Consider the following 14,724-nt stretch of genomic DNA (forward strand, 5'->3'; position numbering starts at 1 on the left):
GTGTATAAGAGCCAGCACCGCGCCGGCCCGCCCTGCCCCGCCGCCCGTCGCGGTGGCGCCCGCGGCCGACGCCGCGGAGCTGCGCAGCCTGCGCGCGAAGGTGGCCGAACTCCAGGCCGAGCTCGACGACTCCCGTGGCGTGGCGTCCCACGCCGAGGAGCGCGTGCGTGACCTGGAGGCGCAGCTGGAGAGCCAGGCCACGGAGCTGGAGACAGCCCGGGCGTCCTCGGGGAAGAACGACAAGGACACCTTCGCCCTCCGCGACGCGGCCAACAAGAAGGACAAGGAGATCCTCCGCCTCAAGACGGAGCTGAATCAGAAGGACCAGGAGATCATCGAGCTCAAGGACCAGAGCCTGGAGCTGGAGCAGAAGGCCAGCACCGCCGAGTCCGAGCTCGCCCAGCGCGACGCCCAGCTCAAGACGCTGACCGCCCGGGCGGAGTCGCTCGCCACGGACCGCAAGCGCGTGGACCAGCAGCTGGCCGCCGCCAAGGAAGAGGCCCGGAGCGCGTCCGCGCAGCTCACCGCGCTGCAGGCGGAGCTGGACCAGCACCAGGCCCAGGCGCATGCCTACGCCGCGGAGCTGGAGGAGCTGCGCGCTCGCGCGGGGCAGTTGGAGGCGGACGTCCAGGCCGCGCAGCATGAGGCCGAGGATCTGCGCGTCCAGTTGGGCCAGGCCCAGGTGGAGCTGTCCGAGCAGGGCAGCCGCGCCAGCGCGGAGGCCGACGAGCTGCGCGGACGCATCGCCGAGCTGGAGGCCGCCACGGCCCGCAACGAGGAGCGCGTGACGCGCCTCTACGCGCGCATCAAGAGCGAGGAGAAGCTGCGCGAGAAGACGAAGAAGGCGCTCGTCATCGCGCAGCAGCTCCTGGACGAGCCCGCGTCCTCGGTGGCGGACGACGCCAGCGAAGCCGCGGCCTAGCCGTACGAGCCGCGCGCCCCGGGCCCGCCGTGCCCGGGGCACTGCCAGCCCCTACCCCTGCTTCTTCGGGGTCGTCTTCTTCTCGTGCAGCTTCTTCGCGAAGCCCTGCACGGCCGCGGGCACGTTCTTGTCGCGGCTGAGGTCCTTCAGCTCGGCGTCGCGGAACGAGTTGAGGAACTTCATGGTGACGGTGAGCGGGACCTTGGGGTTCTTCACCAGCGCCATCTTCACCTTGTGGTTCTTCGTCCACTCGCGGTTGTTGTAGATGACGCGCAGCACGTCATCCATCATCGCGCGGTTGGCGGCGCACGAAAGCACCTCACCGTCGGTGATGCGCGGGCTGCGGATGACGGCCACCGCCACCAGCTTGTTCGTCTCGCGGATGAGCGCGGTGCGGGCTTCCTTGTTGCCCAGCGTGGCCAGCTTGATCTTCTCCGCGATGGACATGCGCATCACGCGCTGGGCCAGCGTCAGGCGCTTGCCCTCTTCCATGGGCGCGGCGGACTCGTCCGCGGCCTCCTGGAACTCCTGGAGCACCTCCTCCGCGGTGGGGCCCTGCGGCGGCGGCGCCTCCGCGGCCTCGGGGCCGAAGACGCGCACGCGCGCGGCCTTCATCTGCGGCACGTCCACCAGCGTCAGCCCGCTGCGCACCGCGAAGTCGCAGACGTTGTCGACGAGCGACACCGGCGCGCTCGCGTTGGCGCAGAGGTTCCGGAGGATGTCCTCGTGGCGCAGCAGGCGGAGCTGGTTCTGCCCGATGATCTCCGCCAGCTTCGGGCCGCAGTCCTTCGCCACGTCCGCCACCGCGTCGTCCGGCGTGCTGGCGTTGAGGACCAGCATCTCCGCGTAGGCCTCGTTGCCCTTCACGAGCCCCAGGAGGAAGCCGAGCACCTGCGGCTGCACCTCTTCGTCACGCAGCGCGGAGCCCAGAATCCTGTCCGGCAGCCCCGCGGCCGTCTTCGCGGCCGTCTCGCGCACGTTCGCGTCCGGGTCGAACGTGAGCATGTAGAGCGCGCCCACCATGTCGGAGGGGCTGAGCGGAATGAGCGACTTCGCCGCCATCATCCGCAGCGGCACCGGCGCAGCGGGGTCCACGTGCTTGCGCAGGTTGGGCGGCAGGAACTCCGCATCGAAGGGACAGCCCGGAGGCGGCGCCGGGACGGCGTTGGGAGCGGCAGTGGTCATGACGCGTGATTCCTTCCGTAGATGATGCGCAGGCCCTCGAGCGTGAGGAACTCATCCACCTGGTGGATGGCCTTGGACTCGCTGGCCACGAGCGACGCGAGCCCTCCGGTGGCGACGACCTTCACCGGGAAACCCAGTTCGGCCTGCATGCGGGCGCAGATGCCGTCCACCATGCCCACGTAGCCGTAGACGAGCCCGGCCTGCATGGAGTGCACGGTGTTGCGCCCGATGACATGCGGCGGCCGCGCGAACTCCACGCGCGGCAACTTGGAGGCATTCTGGAACAGCGCCTCCATGGAGATGTTGATGCCGGGGCAGATGCAGCCCCCCAGGTACTCCCCCTTCGGCGACACCGCGTCGAACGTCGTCGCGGTACCGAAGTCCACGACCACCACGCCAGCGTGGTGCCTCTCGTAGGCGGACACCGCGTTGACGATGCGGTCCGCGCCCACCTCCCGGGGGTTGTCGTAGAGGATGGGCATGCCCGTCTTCACGCCGGGCCCGATGAACATGGGACGGACGCGGAAGTACCGCTCGCTCATCTTCTCCAGGTTGGACTGGAGCGGCGGCACCACGCTGGAGACGACGACCGCGGTCACCTTCATCGGGTCGATGCCGCGATGGGTGAAGAGCTGCCGGAGCAGGATGCCGTACTCATCCGAGGTGCGGCGCGTGCTGGTCTCCACGCGCCAGTGGTCGAGCAGGCGCCGGCCCTCGAACACTCCGAGCACTGTGTTGGTGTTGCCGACGTCGATGGCCAGGAGCATCACACCGCGCACTCTACCGCCGTGGGCGCAGCTGCTCCACGTCGCCCGCCAACACGCGCTCGAGCGAGCCCTCCGCCGTCCGGACCAGCAGCGCCCCGGATGGGTCGATGTCCTCGGCCCGTCCCCGCAGCTCTTGCCGGTCGGTGCGCACCAGCACGTCCTGCCCCAGCGTGGAGGACAGCGCCTTCCAGCGGGCACGCACCGCGTCGAAGCCCGTGTCCAGGTAGAGGTCCAGCCACTCCTCCAGCCGCGTCCAGAGCGACGCGGCGAAGCGAGCCCGGTGTACCGGCTGCCCCAGGGCCAGCGACACCGACGTGGCGGTGGCCCGCAGCTCCTCCGGGAAGTGTTCGGCCTGGGAGTTGAGATTGACCCCCACGCCCACGATGACGAAGTGCACGCGCTCGGGTTCCGCGGACAGCTCGGTGAGGATTCCCGCGACCTTGAGGCCGTCGATGTGGACGTCATTGGGCCACTTGATGGCGGCCTCCACGCCCGCGTCGCGCAGCGACTCCGCCAGCGCCACGGCCGCCACCAACGTCAGCTCTGGCGCGCGCTGGGGCGGCAGGCCCGGACGAAGGATGGCGGAGAAGTAGAGGTTGAGGCCCGGCGGGGACACCCAGGTGCGGCCCCGGCGCCCCTTGCCCGCGGTCTGCTGCTCGGCCACCACGACCTCACCGTGCCTGGCGCCGTCCTGGGCCAGGCGGAAGGCCTTCTCGTTGGTGGAAGGCAGCGAGTCGTGGTGGTGGATGGTGCGGCCCAGGTCGTGGGTGTCCAGCAGCGGGCCCACCTCGAGCGAGGTGAGCCGGTCCGGCACGGCCACCAGCCGGTAGCCTCGCGCGGACACCGCCTCGATGCGGTACCCCTTCGCGCGCAGGGCCTCCACGTGCTTCCACACCGCCGTGCGCGACAGGCCCAGCTTGCTGGAGAGCGCCTCACCGGAGGTGTAATCGCCCCCGCTTTCCGACAGGAAGCTCAGGATGAGCTCTTCCTGGGTCTGCTCGTTCGCATTGGCGGCCACAGCGGCACCTCGTGGAGAGTCTCCACCGTATCAGCATCAGCCCGAAGGCGGCGCCGCGCCGTCCCGGAGCTGCCAGGCCGTCAGCTCCAGGGTGTCCTGCGGCACCATCTGGCCGTTGGCCTCCACGGCCATTTCGATGCGCACCACGCCGACGCCAGGCGCGAACGTCATCGTGTTCACCAACGTGGTCTTGGCGTCCGCCCGGTTGCGGCCCTCCACCTGGACACAGCGCGGGAAGGTGCCCGCGGGCGTCTTACAGGACTCCCCCGCCTGGACGATGTGGTAGCGCTCCGTGGAGGACACGGACACCACGTTCGTCCACGAGTGGCCGGTCCTCACCGGACCGCGCAGCAGGTAGCGCTTGGGATCTCTCAAGCCGTAGCCGTCCAGCGAGAGCTGACCGCCCTGGTTGTCATGGAAGACGCCGGCCTCTTCCTTGAGAATCTCCACGGTGACTTGTTTGTCGTCGCGGCCGTTGAGCCGGTAGGTCCAGCTGTTGCCCACCGCGAGCGGGTAGTACGCGGACACGTCCTCGGTGCTGGCGCTCGCGCCCGCCGCCGCGTCGACGTTCTTGGAACAGCCCGTGCCCAGCACCAGGGCCGCCAGCACCGCGGCCCCGCCCATGCCGAATGAACGCTTCATGTCGATGTCAGTCCGCGCGGCTGGGGCCACGCGCCTCCGCAGGTGAGTGCTTACGTGATGCGTAGAGCGTGTCCAGCGCCTGTTGCGCGGCGGCCTGGACGGCGGGCGCATCGTGCCCCTGCGCCATCGTGTAGAGATAGGCCTCCGCCTCTGGGCCACCGATTTCACCCACCGCGAAGACAATCTCCTGCACAAAGCCCAGGTCACGGCCACGCGCCAGGTCGATGAGCACGGGCACGGCGGCCCGCGCCTTCATCTCCACGAGCGAGCCCATCGTCCTGCGCACCGTCTCTGCGTCGGTCGCTTCCTTGAGCCGGTCGATGAGCAGCGGCGCGGCCGCCGGGTGCTGCCGTTCCGCCAGGGTGCGCAGGCTGAACTCCCGCACCCGCGAGTCCGTGGCCTTGAGGTCCAGCACCAGCGCTTCATCGGAGCGGTCCAGCGCCGTCAGCTGCATGACAGCGGACTCGGTCACCTGGCGCAGGACGTTGGCCAGTGCCGTGCGCATGGCCAGCTGCCGTCCCGCGGGCGAGTCCTCCTCGACGGGCGCCTCTCCGAGCCCGACCAGCTCGTAGCGCTGGGGCAGACTCCCACCGAAGCGCTCCAGGACCAGGTTGGCCCCCACTTCGGCGAAGCTGCGCGGGTCACCGTCCTTCAGCACTTCGCGGGTGAAGGGCACGTCCAGCGTCATGCGCCAGGGCCGCTCCTCACGAGGCGCATCCGCGCCTTTCTGCTCGAAACGGCCGGAGTCCTTCAGGGCGGCGGTGAAGAGCGTGGCCACGCCCTCGGGAGCCAGGCCCAGCAGGGCGTTGTCCCGCAGGGTGGCTCCAGAGAGTTCCACCGGCGCCACCGGGTAGCGCGGCGACTGCCACCGGCAGGCACCGAGCAGCAGGACGACGCAGGAGGCGAGCAACAGGACCGGCTTCATCGCTCCCCAGGGTAACACCTGGAGAGCGACGGCGCCGACCAATCCCTCACCTCCTGGAGTGCCGCGTCAGCTATCGCGCTCCTCGGACGGCCCCTTGGGGGGCACGGACGAGTCAGCGGACGACTCACTGTCGGCAGGAGAGGCAGCAGGCTCGCTGGGCTGTGCGACCTCCACGACCCCAGAAGACGTCGTCGTCGCGGCACCAGGGGCCACTTCGCCCGCCGAGCCGTCCGGCACGCCCGCCTGCGCCTGCCCCGAAGTCGGAGCCTCCGATGACGCTCCCTCGGAAGGAACAGTCCCGGACACATCTGCCTGCGTGGCGACGCCCACGGACGCGGATGCCGCTTCGCCGGACGCGGCCTCGGAGCTGGCACCCTCACCCGCCAAGGCAATCGCTTCGCCCGACACGGCACCTGGGGCAGCAGCCGAGCCCTCGCCACGGTCGGCGCTTGCATCGACCGACTCGGAGACGGGAGGTGCCTCGCCACCACCGCTGACAGCAGGAGACTCGATACCCGTCACACCGGTTCCGGCAGTCGACACACCTGTGGCACCGATAGAAGCCGCCTCTCCAGCGACGCCCCCGGCAACCGTATCTCCGCCAGCGCCCGCACCCGAGGCTCCGGCCTCGTCAGCGGCGGCAGCAACGGAGGCACCCGCCTCGCCCGCAACCGAAGCGCCTGCCTCACCCGCGGCGGCGGCCTCTCCAACAGCCCCGGCCTCAGCAGGAGCTCCGGTGGCGCCGGCCTCACCCGCGCGGCTGCCACGACCGCGACGGCCCCGGCGACGACGGCGGCGACGCTTGCGGTCACCCTGTGCCCCTTCGGCACCAGCCTCCGCGGGGGTGCCATCGGGACGCACACCCCCCACGAAAGCGCTGGCGGCCTCGAGGTCGTCATCCTCCCCGTCCTCGTCGTCGCCCTCCTCCTCGTCCTCACGGCCCTGCAGGACCGGCGCGGCCGGAATTGGAGCGGCTTCACGCGCCTCCCCGGCGGGAGCAGCCGAAGCCTCCTCCGTGGAAGCCCCCGCGGTGGCCTCGGCTTCACGAGCCTCACGGGCCTCGCGCGACTCACGCTCACGGCGGCGCTTCTCACGCGGACGCTCGCGCTCCGCCGGCGCCGCGGCCTCGGTGGGCTCCTCGCCCTCCCGGGCCTGCTTCTCGCGCTGACGCTCCTCGCGGCGCTTCTGGGCCTCCTCGGCATCCAGCTTCGCGGCCTCGAAGAACTTCTCGTCGACCTCGTACAGCGCGACCTGCGTGACGGAGACGGCCGTCTCCGCTTCCAGGAACTTCTCGCCCAGCGCGTCACCGCACCAGAGCATCACCAGCGAACCATTGGCCTGCGCCTCGGTGCGCGCGTCACCGCGCACGTCACCCGCGCTCACCAACAGGCCCACCTGCGCCGAGTAGTGGCCCAGGTCACGCCGCAGCTCCTGCACCGACTTGCGGTCGATGCCGGGGGCGCCCTTCAGCATGCGCACCGCGTAGCGCAGCTCCACGCTGCCCTCGCGCTTGCGCGCCGTGAGCAAGGGCCCTTCCTTGGACCGCTTGGCCACCTTCAGCTCGCGGAAGCCCAGGCCGTGCATCATCTTCACGACGGACTTCTCGAACGTACCGACGTCCAGCTCACCCAGGCGCTTGCGCAGCCCACGCGCCACGGAGCGGCGCGCGTCCTTGAGCGCGGCGCGCAGCGTGGACACCAGCGCGGCATCCGCGGGGGCCTCGCCCGCGGCAGCCGGCTTGCCCAGCACCGGACGGCCCGCCTCCAGCGGGATGCCCAGCGCCTGCGCGAACGCGGCCTGGAGCTCCAGCGGCGGGGCCTCGCTCGGGGCGCCAGCGCGCTCCAGCGACACCTCTCCAGAGTCCTTGCTGAAGGCGTACTGCGGCCGGCGGCCCGCGTCGATGCGACGCTGGTTGTCCTCCAGCAGCGCGGTGAGCACCGCCTCCACCGTGGTGTCCTCGGCGCACAGCTCCTTGACCCGGGCGCGCTCGATGATCTGCTCGGTGCGCAGCCCGATGTCCGACTCGCTGAGGATCTCGAACACCACCTCGGGCAACGGCGGGAAGCGCTTGCGGCGACCGCCACGCTCCTCTTCCTCGTCGCGGCGGCGCTTGCGGTCGCTGCCACGGCCCGCGACCCGCACGTTGTCCGTGCGCGGCTCCGGGTGACGCTCCGGCGGACGCAGCGGCGGCAGCTCTTCTTCAGGATGCGGCTCCACCACTCCGGTTTGAGCCAGTGCCTCGACGTCCTCGGGAATCGACCAGTCAACCAGCGCGAAGGTATCCTTCGCCGTCACAAGTACCTTGCGATCCCGCGTGCGGCGCGCCATGGCTGCGAGGCGCGACAGCATCGTCACCTCAGGCGTCTTGCCCACGTGGGAGAGCAGGCTCTGCTGGATGGACTTCTCGGTAATTTCAAGGAAGTGGAGGGGACGACCTTCGCTCTCCAGGATGCGGAGCGCGGCCTCGTAGAATGTCATCGAGTATTCCCCAGGAATTCCGAACGGTTACAAAAATGTAGGTCCGTATAGGCGGCGGATGCTAGCCATCGCTAAACTGGCTTGTCAACGAACGCAAGATGACCCGCATACGCATCGGACAGCGCTGGAAACGCGAACCCGCGGCATCCCCGCTCGATTCCATCGCACTGGAATTGGACGGGGTGGACCTTCTGTCCGGGGCCGTGGAGGAGTCTCTAGCAGAAGTCGTCCCCTCCCTGGTGCGCTCAGTTGCGGCGCTCGCGGGTGGGCGTCAGAAACTGGCCCAGGTCTCCCTGCCCGAGGCCCACCTGGAGCTGGTGCTCCGCCGCATGGGGCCAGAGGTGGAGCTGCTGGTGGCGAACCTCTCCCGCCCTGCCCGGCTGATGCGCCCGCCCGTCCGGGTGGAGCTGGAGGAGCTGGTGGAGGCGGTCCGGGAGGCCGGCGAGCGATTCCTCGCCGACGTCACCCGGGCTGGGCCCAAGGCGCTCGCCACCACCGTGGGGCAGGCCCTCAAGGAGCCGCTGAAGGGCCTGAGCCGGCCCGCCCGCCCTCCTGACGAGGCGCCGGCCCGGCCCGCCCCCCGGCGCGTGGAGCCCACGGAAGTCCCGGGCTTCGGCTTCGAACTCAAGGACGCCGGGGCGCCCATGAGCCGTGGCGCCGCGCGGGGAACGGCCGGGCTGCTTGCGCCCCTGCTGGCCGCGGGCGAGGTCTGGCTGTCGCTGCCCGGCAAGCCCGAGGCCTGGCGCGTCCCCGGCCCGCCGTTCTTGACGGCGCTGGAGCTGTCGCGACTGGCGGGGGAGCTCGCGCGCGCCGTGGAATTGGGCGAAAGCCGCTTCGAACTGGCGCCCGCGGGCGCGAAGCCTTCACTCCTGGTCGACCTGAAGTCGGGCCAGGCGAAGGCCGGACGCACCGGGACGCCCTTCCCGCTCGCGGGCACCGCGCTCGCCGCCGCCCTCTTCCATCTGGGCGAGTCCCTGGCCGCGGCCTTCGCGGAGGCCGACCACGCGCTGGTGGCCAACCCGTACCGGATGGAGCTGGCGGAGCGCTGCCGCGAGGGCCTTTCGCACCTGCGAGGCCCCGTGCAGCCCCCCGAGGCCAAAGGCGCGGCCCGCGAGAAGAAGGCCCGGGCCACGGGCCAGGGCACCTCACGGCCGTTGAAGGTCCCCGGCCGCTTGCGCCGGCTGCGCTTCGCGAAGCTGTGGGAGAAGCGCGGCCTGCCGGACGCGGAGGAGTCGCGGCTGCTGCTGGGCCGGCACGGACCGGTGTACTGCGCGCCGCACCTGGCCTCCGCGTTCTCTCGAAAGGACGGAGAGCTGTTGTGGAAGCGCGCCGCGGCGTTGGGCGTGGCCGCGTCGGCGGATGGCCACGCGGTGGCGGCGGACATCGCGCGTGTCTACGGCTTCACGGGCCGGGGCGGTGGCGCGCGCTGGCTGCATGACCACGACGGAATCCCGCTGGGCCCGCTGCTGCTGCGCAAGGACGGCCTGCTGCTCACCTTGTCCGAGGACCGCACCGTCGTGGCCTTCGCGGAGGCCACGGGCCGCGAGGTCTGGCGCCTGGCGCCGCCGCGCACCCAGCGCAGTTGGCTGGCCACCCAGGGACACCGCGCGCTGGTGGGCACGGACTCGGGCTACCTCTATGGGCTCGACCTGGAAGATGGACAGGTCCGCTACCGCATGCGCGCGCCCATGCCGTTCCACGGCCCCCCGGTGGCCTGGGGCCGGCGCTTCCTGGCCATGCTGGGCCGCGGCTCGCACTGGGCCGTGCTGCTCGCGGACGCGCACACCGGCGAATCCGTGTGGACGTATGAGCCGAACCTGTCCCACCTGTCCGCGCCGCTGCCCATGGGCTCGCGGGTGTTCATCGCCGGAGAGCGCGAGCGCGAAGGCATGCTGCTCTGCCTGGACGCGAAGGGCCGGCGCCTCTGGGAGCGCCCGCTCAATCTGGGCCCTGGCCCTTTTGCGTTGGCGCCCCTCCCCCGCGCGGTCGTGGTGACGAGCGCCTCGGGCGCCGCCGCCCGGGTGGCCGCATCCGGCACGGTGGACTGGCGCGTGGGCGCCGCGGGCGAGCCGCTCATCAACGCGCTCCCCGCCCACACCGCGCGCGACATCACGCTGGTGCCAGGGGAGCGCGTCCGCGCCGTGGACCCCCGCGGCGGACAGGTGCTCGCGGAGGTCCAGGCCGGCGTGGGGCTCGTCGCGATCCAGGCCGACGTGCGCCTCAACCTCTACTTCCTGGACGACGCCGGCACGCTGTCCGCGTACCGGCTCGGCTCTCACTTCACGGTGGTGGAGTAGCCCCCGCGAGGGCCTAGTTGGCCGCGGCCTTCGACGGGTCGATCTCCTCCTCGGGCCGCTCTTCCTGGGTGGCGCCCTCCCAGGACTCGCCAGCGCCGAGCTTCCATTCCGACGGCACGTCCAGCTTCCACACGTAGGTGGACGCCGCGGTGCCGCCCGACGCCGCGCTGGAGGAGAGGTTGATGGTCATCTCCACCTTCGCCACCTCGTTCGGGATCAGGTCCAGGTCGTAATGGCCCAACACCATCTGCGGGGGGAACGCCTGGACGAAGCGCTCCGGGTGGTCAATCTTCATGGACGGGTCGGCGCCGCGCATCTCGCCCAGCAGCTTCCCCTTCGCGTCCGTGAGCTTCCACACCGTGTCGAACGTGGCGCTGGTCATCATCTTCAGCACCTTGCCGTCATCCTTGAGCACGCGCTGCGCGCCCCACACCGCCAACTGCAGGCGGATCTGCGGCTTGCCCAGCACCATCACCACGTCGGAGGAGACGATGTCCAGGCGCATACCCTTGTCTGTGGCCGTCCACACCGGGCGGTAACGGCCCTCGCGCATGCTGTCGAACGTCTTGCGCGTGTACTCGTAGAAGGCCTTGCGGTCCTTCGCGCGGTCATCCTTCGCGCCGCTCTCCTCGCGCTTCTCCAGCTCCAGGAGATAGTCGTCGAACTTCGTGTTCCCCTTGAAACGAGTCAGGTGCGCATCCACCTGCTCGAAGTAGTTCTTGAAGAAGGGCTTCAGCTCATCACGGTAGCTGGCCTCGTCCGGGTTGGCGCGCATCCAGCCCACGCGTTCGAGGTACTCCGCGTGAATCCGTTGCTGATCCGCATCCCGCTGAGCCTCCAGCGCGCGACCGCTCGCGCTGCGATAACTCATGACGGCGGCCAGCAGCACACCCGCGACGATGACGATGACTCCGAAGTAGCGCTTCACGCGGCAGTCTCCTGTGCCTTTGTCCCGGCAGTGATATGAAAAATCCCCAACGTGATCCAGGCCACCGGGACCCACCTGTTCACCACGCCCCTTCCCTTGGAGGAAGGAGAGCTGCTGGGCAATCCCCAGGTGGCCTGGGCGGCCTACGGAGAACCATCAGACGGCAAAGCGGTGGTGTTGCTGCACGACCTCGCGCATTCGCACCTCGCGTTGGGCCCGCCGGAGGATTCGGCATACCAGCCCTCCGGCTGGGGACGCGCCCTGGTGGGGGCGAACCTCGCGTTGGACCCCGCCATCACCCCCGTCTTCTCTCCCGGGTTGCTCGGCAGTCCTTTCGGCAGCACGTCACCCGCGACGGTGAACCCCGCGTCGGGTGAACGCTGGGGGCTCGAGCTGCCGCCGCTCACGGTGCCGGACATGGCGCGCGCCGTGTCGGCCACGGTGCGCGCACGGGGACTGACGAAGGTGCGCGCGCTGGTGGGCGTGGGCCTGGGCGCCCATGTAGCGCTGCGACTGGCGTCGCTGTTCCCCGACCTGGCCGAGGGCGTGGTGGCCATCGGCGCGGCGCGCGCGCTGCCCGAAGGCGTGCGCGAGAAGCTGGGCCTGTCCTGGCAGGTGCTGCGCGCGGACCCTGACTACCGGGACGGCCTCTACGCGCTGGACGCGCCGCCGCGAAAGACGATGCGCAAGCTGCGTCTGGACTTCCTGAAGCTGCTCTGCGGGCGTGAGTTCCTGGCCTCCGCGTACCCGGCCCCTGAAGCGGCCCGCGCCGCCCTGGAGGCGGAGGCGGACGCCTTCGCGGACGCCTTCGACGCGGTGTCCTGGGCCTCGCTGTGCTCGGCGTACGCGGGCAGTGACGTGTCGGACGGCTTCTCGCGAATCCGCGCGCGGGTGCTCCTGGTGACGGGCACTTCGGATGCCATGGCCCCGGTGAACCGGGTGCGTGACACCTACCACCTGCTGAGCGCCGCGGGCGTGAGCGCCCGCTTCCTCGAGCTGCCGGGGCCCGGGGACCACGCGGCACTGCTCCAGGACGCGGAGCGGCTCCATGGCCCGCTGAGCGACTTCCTGCGGCGGTGCTGACTAGTCCCGATTCGCGGCGCCAGAGAGCTTGCCGCGAAGCGCGCCCACCAACATGCCGATGGCAATCTCGTTGTTGCCGCCATGCGGGATGATGATGTCCGCGAAGTGCTTGGACGGCTCGACGAAGCCCATGTGCATGGGCCGCACGTGGCGCAGGTACTGGCTCACCACGTGGTCGAAGTCGCGGCCGCGGTCCTTGATGTCGCGGGTGAGGCGCCGGAGGATGCGAAGGTCGTCGTCCGCGTCGACGTAGATCTTCACGTCCATCTCATCCCGGACCTCCTTCATGTGGAGCACCAGGATGCCCTCGATGAGGATGATGTCGCCGGGGTCCACCTGCTTCGTCTGCGGCGTGCGCGACGAAGTGACGAAGTCGTAGACGGGCTTCTGGATGGGCTGACCGGACTTCAGCGCTTGCAGGTGCTGAACCAGCAGCTCCCTGTCGAAGGCATCCGGGTGGTCGAAGTTCACCTCACGCCGGTCCGCCAGCGGAAGGTCCTTCAAGTCCCGGTAGTATGAATCCTGATCGATGAAGGCCACGCGGCAATCGGCCAATGCCTCGCGTACCTTGCGGGCAACGGTGGTCTTGCCGGACGCGGTGCCGCCCGCGATTCCGACGACGAGGGGGGACGCCATGTGGGCGCGACGTATCTTACCAGGACGACCAGCGCAAGGGTTCGGTCCAATCCTGGACAATTCTTCCCGCTATCCCTGGCGGATCAGCCCTCGCGCCCTCGCCGCCTCCAGCACCCCAGGGGCTACCTCCGCCTCCGCCATGGGCCGCACAGCGAGCATTCCCAGGAATTCACCCAAGACCGAGGGCACCGACATCACCTCCGGTCCTCCCGCCCTGCGCCGAGCGACGAAGGACCAGGGCCCGGGGCCGGGCCGGCGCGCCACCTGGTTCAGCGAATCCAAGCCGGACAGCTCCAACGTGCCAGACGCCCACGCACGGGCCGTGAGGTGCCGGCGCACGGCTCGGGCGGAGTGGACCAGTTCGGACAGGTCCACGGGAAGTGACCCGACCCGCACGTCCTCCATCAGCCCCACCTGCCCCGGCGCGGGGGCGGGCACCCGCCGCGTGAACAGCGACGGAAGCAGCATCTCCAGCGTCAGCGCCGCCGACGCCCCCTCATCCGGTGACTCGCGCAGGCGGCGCATGGCCCAGGACGCGAAGGACTGACCGGGCGTCCGCGCCACGGAGTCGAAGAGCTTCCGGTACTCCTTCGAACCGGTGAAGGCCGCCAACCCCTCCCGCGTGCCCGCGAGCAACAACCGCGTGAGGGGCCAATCGCGGTCTAGGACCTCCGCGACCACGGCCAGGCGGAAGTCCTGGTCCGCCAGCGTGCCCGCTTCGTCCTCCACGGAGGCCGCGGGCGCAGCGGCGTAACCCGCGTCGAACAAGGCCCAGGGCTGGCTGCACTCCGTGAGTGGAGGCACGGCCGCGACACCCGCCGGTACGCGCCAGGTCAGCGGCGGGCGCGCTCCCGCGGGCACCAGTTGGCGCAGGCGGCGCAAGGACATCCGGGCGACCTCGGGCGGGTGGCCATCCCCCTCGAAGGTGACGGCGCGCAGCGCGGGGCAGCGCGGAATCAACGAGGCCAGCAGGTCGAACAGCTCCTCGCGCACCGGCTGCGTGTGGTCATCCACATAGAAGCTGCGCGGCCCCCGGTGCGTCACCACGCCTCCGGCGATGTGCAGCTCGATGACCTGGTCGAGCGGAAAGCCGTCCAGCCCCGTGTGCAGCGGCAGACCAGCGGAGAGCTGATGGCTGAGCAGGTGCCCCAGGTCGAGCAGCAGCGGCGCCCCAGTGCGCGCGTGCAGCTTCGCCATGAAGTCGAGCACATGCCACTGCCCGCGCCGCGCGAGCACCGCGGGGTTCTCCAGCGCGAGCGGCACGGACAGGTGTTGCTGGACATGGAGCGCGTGGGACACGCACGCCTCCAGGCCCGCTTCGTTGAAGGGCGGCGTGAAGTAGAGGTAGCCCGGGAAGGGCTGCCCATCCACGTGCCACCAGCCCACGTCGTTGCCCACCCAGGGGCTCTCCACGGCGCGCGCGTGGGCGTCCAGATCCTTCAAGGCCTGAACGGGCTCCAGCGCGGGCCCCCAGAGGTTGAGGTGGACGGGATGGAAGAGCACCGGGACGTCCTGGCGGCGGCGCCACATCTCCGGGAACAGCGAGGCGTGCGCCTTCGACTCTTCCAGGGAGAGCGGCGCGCTGTACTCGACGTAGTCGAAGAGGCCCGGTGACTCGTCCAGCAAGCGGTAGGGCTGCGGCACGTCCGCCACGCTCAGGTTGCTGCTCAACCCCAGGCCCCGCCAGGGCAGTGTCCACGTCTCGGAAACCGCATGCGTCATGCGCTCAACGTAGACGCGCCCTGCGTCCACCGCCACCCGCGACTGCCGGGCAGTGGCGCGATGAACGCTCCCGAGGTCGGGTATGCTCGCCGATTCCCCTCCCCCAAGGAGCCCCGATGCC

The 14,724-nt window shown here is 70.5% G+C and carries 11 protein-coding genes and 1 pseudogene; 3 read left to right on the forward strand and 9 right to left on the reverse strand.

Annotated elements, in window-relative coordinates:
- A pseudogene (locus tag HNV26_RS34005) lies at positions 1 to 922 on the forward strand (response regulator); the annotation flags it as partial.
- Between the two features lie 51 nt (positions 923 to 973).
- Here the strand turns inward: HNV26_RS34005 and HNV26_RS34010 are convergent.
- The 6 genes from HNV26_RS34010 to HNV26_RS34035 all read right to left on the reverse strand — a co-directional run bounded on the left by HNV26_RS34010 (position 974) and on the right by HNV26_RS34035 (position 7,937).
- The gene (locus tag HNV26_RS34010) at positions 974 to 2,107 is read right to left on the reverse strand and encodes a hypothetical protein (protein ID WP_171445384.1); all 1,134 of its coding nucleotides are present in this window, start codon (positions 2,105 to 2,107) and stop codon (positions 974 to 976) included.
- Positions 2,104 to 2,874 carry a type III pantothenate kinase gene (locus HNV26_RS34015; RefSeq protein WP_171445385.1) on the reverse strand — a complete coding sequence of 257 codons (771 nt, stop codon included), beginning with the start codon at positions 2,872 to 2,874 and terminating at the stop codon, positions 2,104 to 2,106. Before HNV26_RS34015 ends, HNV26_RS34010 begins: the two co-directional genes overlap by 4 nt.
- A gap of 13 nt (positions 2,875 to 2,887) precedes the next feature.
- Positions 2,888 to 3,892 (reverse strand): biotin--[acetyl-CoA-carboxylase] ligase, encoded by a 1,005-nt coding sequence (locus HNV26_RS34020; RefSeq protein WP_140863526.1) that lies wholly within the window; start codon positions 3,890 to 3,892, stop codon positions 2,888 to 2,890.
- Positions 3,893 to 3,928: 36 nt separating this feature from the next.
- Positions 3,929 to 4,564, reverse strand: a complete 636-nt coding sequence (locus HNV26_RS34025) for a hypothetical protein (protein ID WP_171445386.1) — start codon at positions 4,562 to 4,564, stop codon at positions 3,929 to 3,931.
- The gene (locus tag HNV26_RS34030; RefSeq protein ID WP_171445387.1) at positions 4,542 to 5,459 is read right to left on the reverse strand and encodes a HEAT repeat domain-containing protein; all 918 of its coding nucleotides are present in this window, start codon (positions 5,457 to 5,459) and stop codon (positions 4,542 to 4,544) included. The genes HNV26_RS34025 and HNV26_RS34030 overlap by 23 nt, the downstream gene beginning before the upstream one ends.
- 66 nt (positions 5,460 to 5,525) lie before the next feature.
- A complete protein-coding gene (locus HNV26_RS34035; RefSeq protein ID WP_171445388.1) occupies positions 5,526 to 7,937 on the reverse strand; it encodes an HTH domain-containing protein in 2,412 nt (803 codons plus the stop codon).
- Positions 7,938 to 8,035: 98 nt separating this feature from the next.
- Between HNV26_RS34035 and HNV26_RS34040 the strand changes: the two genes are divergently transcribed.
- The gene (locus HNV26_RS34040) at positions 8,036 to 10,234 is read left to right on the forward strand and encodes an outer membrane protein assembly factor BamB family protein (RefSeq protein ID WP_171452960.1); all 2,199 of its coding nucleotides are present in this window, start codon (positions 8,036 to 8,038) and stop codon (positions 10,232 to 10,234) included.
- A gap of 13 nt (positions 10,235 to 10,247) precedes the next feature.
- Here the strand turns inward: HNV26_RS34040 and HNV26_RS34045 are convergent, their stop codons facing one another.
- Entirely contained in the window at positions 10,248 to 11,162 is a 915-nt protein-coding gene (locus HNV26_RS34045) for a hypothetical protein (RefSeq protein ID WP_171444602.1), read from the reverse strand.
- A gap of 51 nt (positions 11,163 to 11,213) precedes the next feature.
- Between HNV26_RS34045 and HNV26_RS34050 the strand changes: the two genes are divergently transcribed.
- Positions 11,214 to 12,245, forward strand: a complete 1,032-nt coding sequence (locus tag HNV26_RS34050; protein ID WP_171444601.1) for a homoserine O-acetyltransferase family protein — start codon at positions 11,214 to 11,216, stop codon at positions 12,243 to 12,245.
- On the opposite strand, the gene udk is transcribed toward HNV26_RS34050, so the two are convergent.
- A complete protein-coding gene (udk, locus tag HNV26_RS34055; RefSeq protein WP_171444600.1) occupies positions 12,246 to 12,881 on the reverse strand; it encodes a uridine kinase in 636 nt (211 codons plus the stop codon). It lies immediately after the preceding gene.
- A 69-nt stretch (positions 12,882 to 12,950) separates the two neighbouring features.
- Complete coding sequence (locus HNV26_RS34060; protein ID WP_216612992.1) at positions 12,951 to 14,603, reverse strand: MbnB/TglH/ChrH family RiPP precursor modification enzyme; 1,653 nt, start codon at positions 14,601 to 14,603, stop codon at positions 12,951 to 12,953.
- Positions 14,604 to 14,724: the final 121 nt, after the last annotated feature.

Origin of the sequence: Myxococcus xanthus, assembly GCF_013116825.1 — a bacterium.
GTDB lineage: Bacteria > Myxococcota > Myxococcia > Myxococcales > Myxococcaceae > Myxococcus > Myxococcus xanthus_B.

What these genes read in the sequence shown, in the direction of transcription:
- udk (WP_171444600.1), bottom strand. Translation starts at nt 12,881, where the DNA reads ATGGCGTCCCCCCTCGTCGTCGGAATCGCGGGCGGCACCGCGTCCGGC.
- HNV26_RS34010 (WP_171445384.1), bottom strand. Translation starts at nt 2,107, where the DNA reads ATGACCACTGCCGCTCCCAACGCCGTCCCGGCGCCGCCTCCGGGCTGT.
- HNV26_RS34035 (WP_171445388.1), bottom strand. Translation starts at nt 7,937, where the DNA reads ATGACATTCTACGAGGCCGCGCTCCGCATCCTGGAGAGCGAAGGTCGT.
- HNV26_RS34060 (WP_216612992.1), bottom strand. Translation starts at nt 14,603, where the DNA reads ATGACGCATGCGGTTTCCGAGACGTGGACACTGCCCTGGCGGGGCCTG.
- HNV26_RS34015 (WP_171445385.1), bottom strand. Translation starts at nt 2,874, where the DNA reads ATGCTCCTGGCCATCGACGTCGGCAACACCAACACAGTGCTCGGAGTG.
- HNV26_RS34030 (WP_171445387.1), bottom strand. Translation starts at nt 5,459, where the DNA reads ATGAAGCCGGTCCTGTTGCTCGCCTCCTGCGTCGTCCTGCTGCTCGGT.
- HNV26_RS34040 (WP_171452960.1), top strand. Translation starts at nt 8,036, where the DNA reads ATGACCCGCATACGCATCGGACAGCGCTGGAAACGCGAACCCGCGGCA.